General features: G+C 59.1%; 13 protein-coding genes. 8 read left to right on the top strand and 5 right to left on the bottom strand.

Features of this window, described 5'->3' with window-relative positions; genetic code table 11:
- On the top strand, positions 1-712 hold a 712-nt coding region (locus tag NW856_RS03270; protein ID WP_414399061.1), incomplete at its 5' end, for an isocitrate/isopropylmalate family dehydrogenase.
- Between the two features lie 56 nt (positions 713-768).
- On the opposite strand, the gene NW856_RS03265 is transcribed toward NW856_RS03270, so the two are convergent.
- Positions 769-1,695, bottom strand: coding sequence for a D-isomer specific 2-hydroxyacid dehydrogenase family protein (locus tag NW856_RS03265; RefSeq protein ID WP_414399060.1), 927 nt, complete (start codon positions 1,693-1,695; stop codon positions 769-771).
- A gap of 336 nt (positions 1,696-2,031) precedes the next feature.
- On the opposite strand from NW856_RS03265, the gene NW856_RS03260 reads away from it, so the two are divergent.
- The 4 genes from NW856_RS03260 (at position 2,032) to queA (ending at position 6,996) form a co-directional block, all read left to right on the top strand.
- Positions 2,032-3,243: a phosphodiester glycosidase family protein gene (locus NW856_RS03260; protein ID WP_414399059.1), complete on the top strand. Its 1,212-nt coding sequence runs from the start codon at positions 2,032-2,034 to the stop codon at positions 3,241-3,243.
- 1,078 nt (positions 3,244-4,321) lie between these two features.
- Entirely contained in the window at positions 4,322-5,029 is a 708-nt protein-coding gene (locus NW856_RS03255; RefSeq protein WP_148202730.1) for a cob(I)yrinic acid a,c-diamide adenosyltransferase, read from the top strand.
- A 123-nt stretch (positions 5,030-5,152) separates the two neighbouring features.
- Positions 5,153-5,734, top strand: a complete 582-nt coding sequence (dcd, locus tag NW856_RS03250; RefSeq protein WP_011433274.1) for a dCTP deaminase — start codon at positions 5,153-5,155, stop codon at positions 5,732-5,734.
- An 83-nt stretch (positions 5,735-5,817) separates the two neighbouring features.
- A complete protein-coding gene (gene queA / locus NW856_RS03245; RefSeq protein ID WP_414399057.1) occupies positions 5,818-6,996 on the top strand; it encodes a tRNA preQ1(34) S-adenosylmethionine ribosyltransferase-isomerase QueA in 1,179 nt (392 codons plus the stop codon).
- Here queA and NW856_RS03240 read toward each other — a convergent pair.
- The 4 genes from NW856_RS03240 to NW856_RS03225 all read right to left on the bottom strand — a co-directional run bounded on the left by NW856_RS03240 (position 6,993) and on the right by NW856_RS03225 (position 9,717).
- Positions 6,993-7,814, bottom strand: coding sequence for an HAD family hydrolase (locus tag NW856_RS03240; protein WP_414399056.1), 822 nt, complete (start codon positions 7,812-7,814; stop codon positions 6,993-6,995). The genes queA and NW856_RS03240 overlap by 4 nt on opposite strands.
- A gap of 61 nt (positions 7,815-7,875) precedes the next feature.
- Positions 7,876-8,145 carry a hypothetical protein gene (locus NW856_RS03235; RefSeq protein ID WP_414350639.1) on the bottom strand — a complete coding sequence of 90 codons (270 nt, stop codon included), beginning with the start codon at positions 8,143-8,145 and terminating at the stop codon, positions 7,876-7,878.
- Between the two features lie 12 nt (positions 8,146-8,157).
- On the bottom strand, positions 8,158-9,438 hold the full coding sequence (gene fabF, locus NW856_RS03230; protein WP_414399055.1) for a beta-ketoacyl-ACP synthase II: 1,281 nt from the start codon (positions 9,436-9,438) through the stop codon (positions 8,158-8,160).
- A gap of 33 nt (positions 9,439-9,471) precedes the next feature.
- Entirely contained in the window at positions 9,472-9,717 is a 246-nt protein-coding gene (locus NW856_RS03225; protein WP_041436540.1) for an acyl carrier protein, read from the bottom strand.
- A gap of 231 nt (positions 9,718-9,948) precedes the next feature.
- Between NW856_RS03225 and rpsF the strand changes: the two genes are divergently transcribed.
- The 3 genes from rpsF (at position 9,949) to NW856_RS03210 (ending at position 11,443) form a co-directional block, all read left to right on the top strand.
- The gene (gene rpsF, locus NW856_RS03220; protein WP_011433268.1) at positions 9,949-10,239 is read left to right on the top strand and encodes a 30S ribosomal protein S6; all 291 of its coding nucleotides are present in this window, start codon (positions 9,949-9,951) and stop codon (positions 10,237-10,239) included.
- 73 nt (positions 10,240-10,312) lie between these two features.
- Positions 10,313-10,711, top strand: coding sequence for a single-stranded DNA-binding protein (locus NW856_RS03215; protein ID WP_414399054.1), 399 nt, complete (start codon positions 10,313-10,315; stop codon positions 10,709-10,711).
- A 27-nt stretch (positions 10,712-10,738) separates the two neighbouring features.
- Complete coding sequence (locus NW856_RS03210; RefSeq protein ID WP_414399053.1) at positions 10,739-11,443, top strand: M14 family zinc carboxypeptidase; 705 nt, start codon at positions 10,739-10,741, stop codon at positions 11,441-11,443.
- Positions 11,444-11,511 lie beyond the last annotated feature (68 nt).

Genomic DNA, 11,511 nt, shown 5'->3' with positions numbered 1-11,511 from the left:
TGCCGGGATCGAGTTTGAACGGGGCACGCCGGAAGCCATCCAGGCGCGGGAGGAAATGATGCGCCTTTCCGGCAAACCCATCCGCGAGGGATCCGCCATCGGCATCAAGCCCATTTCGGACTTCGGCAGCCGCCGCATTGTCAAATTTGCCTTTGAGTACGCCCGCCAGAATGGCCGCAAGAAGGTGACGGCAGTGCACAAAGCCAACATCATGAAATTCACCGATGGCTTGTTTCTGCAGGTGGCGCGGGAGGTGGCCCAGGAGTATCCCGACATCGAGTTTGAAGATCGCATCGTGGACAACATGTGCATGCAACTGATGCAAAAGCCGCAGCTCTACGATGTGCTGGTGCTCACCAACCTCTATGGGGACATCATTTCCGACTTGTGCGCGGGGATGATCGGCGGGCTGGGGGTGGCGCCGGGGGCCAACATCGGCGACGGCATTGCGGTTTTTGAGGCCATTCACGGCTCTGCTCCCAAATATGCCGGCCAAAACAAAGTCAACCCCTGCGCTCTGATCCTCTCCGGGGCGATGATGCTGCGCTACCTAGGAGAGCGGGAGGCTGCCGCAAGGGTGGAGGCGGCGGTGCAGGCGGTGATCGCCGAGGGCAAGCAGGTCACCTATGACCTGGCTAGCGGGGATCCTGTCGGCACTCAGGAAATGGCCAAGGCCATTGCTGCCCGCGTGCGGGAGATGGCTTCGCAGTAGGGTTTGGCGTCAAATGTTCTGATCCCAGGTTCCCCAAGAGAGAGCGGCTGGGGGCCTCAATACCCCAAAACCGGATCCACCACCCCTAGCAAGGGATCCCCGGCCCGGAAGCGCCGCACATTTTCTCGCACCCGCTTAGAGAGGGCTGGGACAATCATGGCATCGGTAAGAGCAGTGTGGGGGGTAATCAGGCAATTGGGCAGACTCCAAAGGGGATGCCCCTTTGGCAGGGGTTCAGGATCCGTAACATCCAAGGCAGCCCCGCGAATGACCCTCTGCTGCAGGGCGGCCACCAAGTCGGGGGTCACGATGTGTTTTCCTCGCGCCACATTCACCAACCAACACTGGGATCCCATCTGCTCCAACTCAGCTTGGGCGATGATCCCCTCAGTTTCCGGCGTGAGAGCCAAGGCCAAGATCACCACGTCTGCCTCTGCCAACACCGTTTGCCGTTCCGCGAGCGTCACCACCCGTGTGGCACCCGGCAAGGGATCCGCCTTGCGACGCACCACGTCGATGGAGCACTGAAAAGGCTGCAACAGCTTGATCAACTCTTGGGCGATGCCCCCGGCCCCGAAAATGACCACACGGCTACCCCAGAGGCTGGTACCGGAGCCCTCCTGCCAAGTTTGGGCCAAGGCGCGGATCTTCAAGTCGCGCAAGCCGGCCAAGGTCAGGGCCAAGGCATGTTCCGCCACTGGCTGGGCATAGACCCCCTTGCCACAAGTCCACACATAAGCGGGATCCAAGACTCCCGCCCGAACAAAGGGTTCCACCCCTGCCCAGGGCAGCTGCACCCAGCGGATCCCTTTCCCTTCCGCCAGACAACGCTTCAGGCCAGGCACATCAAAGGCATCGGCCCAGACCAAGGCTTCTGCTTCTGCCAGGGGCACAATTTCGCCGCCCCCCGCCAAAACAGCCTCTTTGAGCCAGGGGCGAAGATGGCCGGGTTCGACGGCAATGCGTTTGCCTTGGATGCCCATAGGAACCGTTGGATGAGGCTTTCCCCTTGCCAGGATACTGTCGGCAGAGCGAGAGATGGCATGCACGGGCAGCCGCAAAAACCGGTGATCGAGTGTTAAGGGATCCCAAAGGGATCCTGGGCCACTTCCATAGGATCGCTAGGGTGAAAATTAGGGCTGCTGTGTTGGCTCAATCCTTAAGTAGGTAGCATTCCCCAATGACCCTATCCGAACTGCTGATCTTGGTGACGCTGCTCTTTCCCGGGATCCTGTTGTCGCTCATTGTGATGGGAACCTTTGCCGCAGGGGGATAATCATCTCCCAATGACAATGGTGAAGCCCTAAAGACGTGAAGACATGTCCAAAACCAAGCTGAGCGCCTGGGTCATGGGCTGGGGGTTAGCCTGCACTGCTGCTCTCTTTTTGCCCAGCGTGGCTGCTCAAGCTCAGGTGACCCTCGGTGTGCAGCCGGTGCGGGTGGTGCAAGGGATCCCTTTGTACCAGAAGGAGGTTTGGGTTGGAGACAATCGGATCCCCGTTTCTATCGTGGTCATTTCTCTCGCAGCGGGCCAACTGCGGCCCATCTGGGCTGCACGCGCGGGGCTGGTGGGTTTGGGGGAGCTGTCTTCCTTTGGCCCCGAACAGGGAGCAGTAGCCGCCATTAACGGTGGGTTTTTCAACCGCAACACCCGTCAGCCGCTGGGGGCAATTCGTCGGGATGGCCGCTGGATCTCCAGCCCCATTTTGGGTCGTGGGGTCATCGCCTGGTCGGATGGGACGGCAGGGCAAGAAGGGGGATCCGTGCGCTTTGCCCGTTTGCGGATGCAAGCAGAGCTGCGCAATGCCATTGGGGATCAAATCCCAGTGGTGGGCATCAATACAGGATATATCCTGCCCGGCATCTCCCAGTTCACCCCCGACTGGGGATCCACCTACACCACCCAAACGGACGACGAAATGCTCGTGATGGTGCGGCAGGATCAGGTGCAAGAAATTCTGGTGGCGGGCCTGGCCGGCAGTTTGACGGTACAGATTCCCAGCGAGGGGTATGTATTGGCAGGGCGGGGGCTAGAAGGTGCCCTAGAAGCCCGCAAGCTGGTTCCCGGGGATCGCCTCAGCCTTCATCTGCGCTTGGATCCGCCCGAGCTGGAGGCCTATCCCCACATCCTAGGGGCAGGGCCGCTCTTGCTCTTGGATGGACAGGTGGTTTTGGATGCCCGATTGGAGGGATTTCAGCCTCTCTTTCGCCGGCAGCGAGCCGCCCGCAGTGCCATCGGCCAACTGGACAGCGGACATTTGCTGCTGGTTACCGCCGGCAATGCCCAGGAAAATCAAGGGCTCACCCTGCTGGAGATGGCACAGTTGATGCAGCAATTGGGCTGTCGCCATGCCCTGAACTTGGATGGGGGCAATGCTTCCACCTTGGTGCTGGGGGGAGAAGCCGTCAATTGGGAACACCGACACCCAGAAGCCAGCCCACCCAACAGTGAGACGGATCCCAGTCCCTCCCGGCGGCGTACACCCCGAGTTCACAATGGCCTAGGGTTTTTCCCAAGCCCAAGTCGGTGACAGAAAACTTTTGTGCCGGCGGGATAGAGTCTTTTCCCTTTGATCCAGGGATCGAGGGTGGGATCCCCGGACTTCCTGGCTGATTGGAGGAGGGGGCAGGTATTCTCCAGGATTGGATCTACCTTCTCAAGAAAAAGATCTCTCCCTCCGCCAGAGGAAGGACTCGGCTTTGATTGCGCAATGGGATCCCGGCAATCTCAGCACCCAAAGCCCCAGAGCTTTTTCAGGTCAATTTTAAGTGGGATCCAAACTGAACGCCCAATGCTCATTTCTCATAACAGAAATAGAGATTAAATTAAGTAGAAAACATTGGCCTTGAGACCGGTAAGAAAAATGATCAAAGAGGCGATCTCTTGAAGAAGACGACCTCAGAGTATAAAAGGCACGCAATTCTTTACGCTTCTGCTAAATCAGATGCTGGTTTTCAAAAAAGTATTGTCAATAATCCATTTTTTGACGAAGATGGTTGACGAATTTATATTTCTTCACTCTCGAGGTTAGAAATTAACTCCTTGGACTTTTGGTTACAATTCTCTCTACTACGAATGTTCGCTAATGTGTAGGCCTACCCGGCTCCCGACCAAATGTATAGTTATTTTAAAAATGACTATCTCTCCTGGTGGACAAGGCTTTTGGGGTAGGTTGACCCTTGCTCCTCTCTCGTGGGTGGGCTGCTGGTACTGGCATTCCTGTTTGTGAGAGTTAATCTTATTTGGAAGAAATTGATCTTTTTCTCAAATTTTTATAGAGCACCTCTATACTCAAGTGAGATAGCCCCACACACAAGCTTCTGGGCTAGGCCTGAAATTTTATTGAGATCCCCTGTCAAAGCTTTTCAGGTATTGCCTCTTGTGCCAAAAGGCTAGGATGGGCAAGGATTGTATTTTCTATTACTCTATTGGGGATGATTTGTATGCCAGCTAGAAGCAGAACCGACTCATTGACGGATACGCACAGGTGGTGTTTCATGGAATCCATAGCCGACGCTCTCCACCACTTGTAGGCCTTGTAACCTAGGGCCGTGTTCTCTAGCCTGCTCGCGAGATAGAACGTGGTTTGCACTGCCTCCCCAAATCCTATGCCTTCCTCCAAGGATGCCGCTCCTGTAGCCCGCGCCAAACAGCCTGCGGCTCAAGCCAGCCCTGCTGCCGGCGAGCTTTTCCTTCAGCAGAATGGATCCCTCTCCGCCCAGTTGGTTCCCCAGGGATCCCTGCAGCTTTACACCCACCCCAGCCGGGGCATGTTTACGCCCGTCATGGCTCAGGCGATGCGCTTGGCAGGCCAGGGAACGCGGGTGCTGATCGTGCAATTTCTCAAGGGTGGGATCAATCAGGGGCCCGAAAATCGTCTCTCCCTGGGCAGATCCTTGGAGTGGGTTCGTTGTCGCCTGCACCGGTGCATCGATACACCTCACCTAGAGCCTGAGGAGCGGGTGGCATTGGATGAGCTGTGGCAATTTACCCAGGAGGCTGTCAGGAGTGGCCGCTACGACTTGGTGGTGTTAGATGAGCTGAGCTTGGCTGTGAAGTTGGGCCTGATCCCAGAAGCGGAAGTGCTGAGCTTAATCGACCAACGCCCCATCTCCATGGACATGGTGATCACCGGGCCGGAGATGCCAGATTCGTTTCTGGAGCGGGCCGACTTGATCACGCAGCTGCGCCTACGTGGCATCCCAGGCCCAGGGCTGCGCACTGCCGATGGGAATGTTGCCTGTTCTCTGGATCCCCCTCAAGTCAGCGGCACAGGTGCTATGCCTACAGCAGCCCATGTTGCTCCGCACCGCTAGCGCAAACAGTTTCCGCTCCGAAAGACCTAGGCAACACGGGTCGCGTCAGGGGGGCGGAGTCCCAATAAGACTGGAGCTTGTCCACCAGATGTGCCATCACTCTCCAGGAAGCCGGCTGTAGCCATGTTGAAAAACGACCGCTGGATCTGTGAGCAAGCGCGGCGAGGGATGATTGAGCCCTTCTGTCCTGAGCTGGTGCGCGCTGTTGAGTCTCGGCCTGTTTTGAGTTACGGGCTGTCCTCCTATGGCTACGACATCCGCCTGTCGCCGGTGGAGTTCAAGATCTTTCGCCATGTGCCCGGCACGGTGGTGGATCCCAAGCGGTTTAACCCCAAGAATCTGGAAGCGGTGGAGCTGCACCACGACGAGATGGGGGATTACTTTATCATCCCGGCCCATTCCTATGGGTTGGGGGTGTCTTTGGAGCGGCTGCAAGTCCCGGATAACATTACCGTGATCTGCATTGGCAAATCTTCCTATGCCAGGGTGGGCCTGATTGCCAACCTGACGCCCGCTGAGGCGGGATGGCGGGGTTATCTCACCCTGGAGTTTTCCAACGCCTCCAGCGCCGACTGCCGTGTGTACGCTAACGAAGGGGTGGTCCAGCTTCTGTTTCTGGAAGGGGATCCCTGCCAAGTGACCTACGCCGACCGCGCCGGCAAGTATCAGGATCAGCCGCAGCAGGTGGTGGTGGCCAAGGTTTAGCTGCTTCCCTCAAAAGGGAGAGGGTTGGCGGGATCCGGTTGGCTATGCTGGATCCACGTAGAACCCCATCTTGATTCATCTCCATGCCTGACTCTTCTTCGCCTGCTGCCGCTCCCCCCGGTAAGGCTGAGCCTTTGGGCGATAGGGAGCCCAATCCGGATCTGCTCACAGCTTCCTACGACTACACCCTCCCTCCAGATCGGATTGCGCAAACGCCGGTGGAGCCCAGGGATCAGGCGCGGATGCTGGTGGTGTACCCGGATAGGCACGAGCATCGCCGCTTCTGCCATCTGCCCGACTACCTGCAGGAAGGGGATCTGCTGGTTCTCAACGATACCAAGGTGATCCCGGCCCGCCTGTTCGGGGCTAAGGAACCCTCTGGGGCGCGGGTCGAAGTGTTGCTGCTGGAGCCTTGCCTGGAAGGGATCCCTGCCGCTGCGCAACCTCTGCCGGATCAGGCGTGGAGCTGGCGGGTTTTGGTCAGGCCGGGCAAACGGGTGAAGGTGGGGGATCGGATTGGTTTTTGGAGCAAGCAGGGATCCCCCTCTGGGCTGAGGGCCACTGTTCTGGCTTTGGACCCGGAAACCGGCGGGCGAGTGGTGCAGTTTGAGTGGGAAGGGGCGCAACCTTTTGAGGAAATCCTGGAACAGGTGGGCCGGATCCCGCTTCCTCCCTACATCAAGGCTTCCGGATCCCCAGGCTCAGGACAAGTTCGCCCTGAAGACTACCAAACCCTCTGGGCCAAGCACCCCGGCTCGGTGGCTGCTCCCACGGCAGGGCTGCATTTTACCCAGGAGCTGCTGGAGCGGCTGGCCCAAAAAGGGATCCAAACCGCCTACATCACCCTGAACATCGGCCTGGGTACCTTCCGACCGGTGGAGGCGGAGCAGGTGACCGAACATCGTCTCCACAGCGAGTGGCTCAAGGTGCCGGCAACAACGGTAGCAGCCATCCAAAAAGCCCAAGCCCGCGGGGGGCGGGTGATCGCGGTGGGAACAACCGTGGTGCGCTCTTTGGAAACCGCGGCAGCCTCTGGCACCTTGCAGCCTTGGCAGGGGAAAAGCGATCTCTTCATCTACCCCGGCTACTCCTGGCGGGTGGTTCAGGGACTGGTCACCAATTTTCATCTGCCCCGCTCCAGCCTGATGATGCTGGTGGCTGCGCTGATCGGGCGGCAAAGGCTGCTGGCTCTCTACCAAGAGGCCATCAAGCAGGGATATCGCTTCTATTCCTTTGGGGATGGCATGCTCATCTTGCCCTAGGGCTGGGGCTGCTCTCCCTGGGATCCCTTGAAGGAACCGGCCTCCGCTTCTGCTTCAACTGGGGTCGAAGGACGGTTTTGCCCGCCGGCAAACCAGTTCCGGATGCGATCCCATTCCACCTGGTGGTAGCCGTCCACCGCCCAATTGGCCCGCCGCTGCAGCATGTGCAGAGGAAAGAAGGTGGCCAGAGCCAGCACCGGGATCCCTGCCGAACGGGCTGCCTGAATGCCAGAGTAGGTGGCTTCAATGCTCAAGCACGCCTGGGCAGGCAATTCCATCCGCTGCAAAAGCAGGCGGTGCAAGTGTCCTGGGGAAAGCATTGGGCCTGCATCATCCCCCGTCACTCGGTAGGATCCCCCATCGGTCAACCGCGTCAGGGCCGGGCAGCATGGCTGGAAGCGCTCTAGAAAAGCGGCCACCTCGGCTGCCGATTGGCCGCACAGCAGGCCGACCTTCAGTTGCAGCCGCTCCAGCGTCTCCAAAGTTTCCGCCAAACCGGGAATGAGAGGCAATTCCCTCTGCCCCTGCAAAGCCTGTCGGTAGTATAGGGCCTTGCGTTTCAGCAGCTCTTCCAGTTGTTTGGGGCTGAGCACCCGCCCCTGCTCCCCCCACAGAGCCGGCAGGCGCTCTCGATCCGGTCGGCCCAGGTATTGCAGCCGGTAAAGCTCCCGCTGCCCAGGGGATCCAGACTTGGGCCAGCACAGGTTCCAGGGGCGCAGGTTCTCTTCCACCAGCAGTTGGTTGATGGCCTGCAGGTGCAAGTTCTCGTCATCGGCCACCACCCCACTCCAGCTCAAGATCACCCCTTGCAGTCCCATAGGGGGGACATCACCCTCTGCTAACGACCGCAACCCAACTGCATCAAAGCAGATGGCTTGTCTATCCATTTTGAACGCGACGCTCGAACTCTTCCCGAGTGGTGTCCACCAATTGCACTGCCTCTGGATAGAGCTGAGGATGGTTTTGCTTCAGCCAACTGAGCACCCGCGCCAGTTGGGCTGCACACAGATCCAAATCCGCTTGAAAAATAACCGCCGCCGCCATGTGCTGAGCATATTCGGGCGGGTGACCCTGCTGCGCCAGCTCCGCTGTCAAAGCGGCCAAGGCCTGTTGGCGAACTGAGGGCAGTGAACTTTCGGGAGAAGACATAGGCCAAGCCCTTCAAGCGGGAGAGTAGCGGCGCAAGGCCAGCGTGACGTTGTGCCCACCAAATCCAAAGGCATTGACCAAAGCGGCCCCGACAGCCATCTGCCGCCCCTTGTGGGGTACAAAATCCAGCCCTTCGCACTCGGGATCGGGGTTGTCCAAGTTGAGGGTGGGAGGAACCCAGCCGTGGTGGATGGCCAAAGCTGTGGCCACCGTGGCAATGCCGCCCGCTCCCCCCAACAGGTGGCCGGTCATGGACTTGGTGGCGCTGATGGCCAAACGGGGGGCATGCTCGCCAAAGACCGACTTGATGGCCTGGACCTCGGCGATATCCCCTACAGGGGTGCTGGTGGCATGGGCATTGATGTGTTGCACATCCCCAGGCTGAAGCCCGGCATCTTTGAGGGCCAGCCGCATCGCCCGGGCCGCTCCCTCACCGCCGGGGGCAGGGTTGGTCATGTGGTGGGCATCGCAGGTGAGGCCATAGCCGACTATCTCCGCATAGATCTTGGCCCCGCGGGCGCGGGCGTGCTCCAACTCCTCCAGCACCAGGATCCCTGCTCCTTCCCCCATGACAAAGCCATCTCGATCCCGATCAAAGGGCCTACAGGCTTGCTCCGGGGTGTCGTTGCGGGTGGAAAGGGCCTTCATGGCACTGAACCCCGCCATGGACAAGGGGGTGACCGCCGCTTCCGTGCCACCTGTAATCGCCGCTTGCACCTCTCCCCTCTGGATGAGCCGAAAGGCATCGCCAATGGCGTTGGAGCCAGAGGCACAGGCCGTAACTGTGCAGGAATTGGGGCCTTTGGCGCCAAAATGAATGGCCAGGTGACCCGCAGCCATATTGGCGATCATCATGGGCACCATGAAGGGGCTACAGCGATCCGGCCCTTTCTGCAGATAGATGGTCTGCTGCTCTTCCAAGACGCGGATGCCGCCGATGCCGGTGCCCAAGATCACCCCCACTTGCTCGGCGTTGAGATCGGTGATGCGAAAGTCAGCGTCCTCCAAGGCTTGCCGGGTGGCCGCCATCGCCAGATGCACAAAGCGGTCGGTGCGCTTGACATCCTTGCGATCCAAGTAGTCGAGGGGATCAAATCCCTTCACCTCTCCGGCAATACGGCAGTCGTGGCGGGAGGCATCGAAATGGGTAATCGGCCCAATGCCGCAGCGCCCTGCCAGCAAGCTCTGCCAAAACTCGGCAGGAGAGTTGCCGATAGGGGTGACCGCACCCAGCCCCGTAATCACAACGCGGCGGGTTGGCCTGAGAGCAGTGGCGGGATCCAGAGTAGCCATCGTCCGGTGTTAGCCCAGGGGTATGGAGGCAGATTAGGCAGCTTTCTTCGAGAGGATGTAGTTAACAGCGTCTTGCACGGTGGCGATCCCCTCTGCATCTTCATCGGGGATCTCCAGGTCGAATTCCTCTTCAAAAGCCATGACCAGCTCCACCGTATCGAGGCTATCGGCCCCCAGGTCGTTCTGGAAATTGGCTTCCGGGGTCACTTTGTCGTCTTCCACGCCCAGTTGATCGGACACGATCTTACGAACACGGCTATAAACTTCGTCTGCGCTCATGCTTGGAATCCCAACTCTCGATTCAGCGTGTCTTGGCCGGGCCAACCAGCGGCCAATGAAGCAATCCCTATTGTATCGGACAATGGATCCCCTCTTGTGAGCAGCCTCACCTGCATTGGCTGCTGCGGCCAGGGTATGGGAATTGGGCGGCAGCCTTTTCGGTTGTGGGAAAGAAAAGCTAGTATAGTCCACTGCGTCTCTACCACTGGATTCTAAGGAGAACTTGCTTCCATGCCCCGCGCTTACGAAACGATGCTGATTGTGCGTCCTGATCTGTCAGATGAACCCCTCGAACAACTGCTCAGCAGTCAGGAGGCGATCCTGCGAGAGAACGGAGTAACCCACGTGGAGATTACCAATAGGGGCAAGCGCCGCTTTGCCGGGTTTGAGATGAAAAAGTTCAAGGAGGGTCTGTACATCCAGTTCAACTACGAAGCCGAACCCAATGCGGTGGCTGCCTGGGAGAAAAACCTGCGCATCAACGAGAGTGTGCTGCGCCACATGACTCTCCGCGTCGGCTAGGTTTGACGGCATCCTGGCCTGCGGGCATGATGGAAGTGCCCTGAGCTGCCCCTTATCCCTGGATGGCTCCGTTATGAACTCGATTGTGTTGATGGGCGAGGTTCTGTCTGAGCCAGAGCTGCGCTACACCCTTGATAACTTAGCTGTTGCGTCCTTGGTGATTGGCTTTCCCAGCTTGCGCCCGGATGAGCCGCCCTACCGGGTGCGCGTTTCCTCTTTTGGAGAACTGGCCAAAAGGGTGGTGGACACCTGCCATGTGGGCGACCAAATCACAGTGGAAGGCCAACTGCACATGAATGTGGTGGAGCGAGATGGGCGCAAGGAAAAGCTGGCCGAGATCACCGCGCGCCGTGTCCATCAGCTGGGATCCGCTCGCGTCCTCTCTCTGACGGGGATGGGTGAACCGGCGATTGTGGAATCCTCTGAGGGGGATGTGGTTTCCCCACCGGAGCCGGACGATCTCCCGTTCTAACGGTTGCGAGACTTGCCGGGATCCCCCATGTCTCAGGAACTTGCTGCGGGTGAACCTTTGAGATCCCTGCAGGTCATCGGCTACTCGGTGCAGGGACGTCCTATTCACCTTTGGCAGCTCACCCAAGGGATCCGCTCCTTGCTGCTGATCGGCGGGGTACACGGGGACGAGGTGGAAGGATACACTCTGATCGAGCGCTATGTGGCCTCGGGGAGATGGGGATCCCTGGCCGGGAAGGCGACCTTGTGGGCGATCCCACGCCTGAACCCGGATGGCTGTGCCTTGGGGCAACGTCTCAATGCCAACGGTGTGGATCTCAACCGCAATCTGCCCACCCAAGATTGGATCCCGGCCTCTCTGGAAGCTCGTTATCCGCCCGGATCGGCCCCAGGCTCCGAGCCCGAGACGCAGGCGTTGTTGACGAGTTTGGCCCGGATTCAGCCCCAGTTTATCCTTTCTGCCCACTCCTGCCAGGCGCACCCCTGCGTGAACTACAACGGCCCTGCCCTTGAGCTGGCCCAGGTGATGGCTGCTCGCAACGGCTTGCCCGTCGCCGCCGACATTGGCTATCCCACCCCCGGTTCTCTGGGCACTTGGGCGGGGCAGGAACGGCGGATCCCAACCCTAACGCTGGAAATCCTGCGGGGCACTCCCCTCGATCAAGTCTGGCAAGAGCAGGCCGAGGCGCTGCAGGCGGTGTTGGAGTGGGCAGCCCAAGGCGATGCCTTCTGACCGGTGTCAAGATCTCTGAACTTTCGTTGCCAATCTGCCTAGGTTGTGTTGATCTTTCATTTGAGCCA

This window comes from Synechococcus sp. R3-13, from assembly GCF_047462195.1.
In the GTDB taxonomy this organism is placed as follows: domain Bacteria; phylum Cyanobacteriota; class Cyanobacteriia; order Thermostichales; family Thermostichaceae; genus Thermostichus.
Note: the sequence above shows the minus strand (reverse complement) of the source record. Positions and strands in the feature narration are given on the sequence as shown.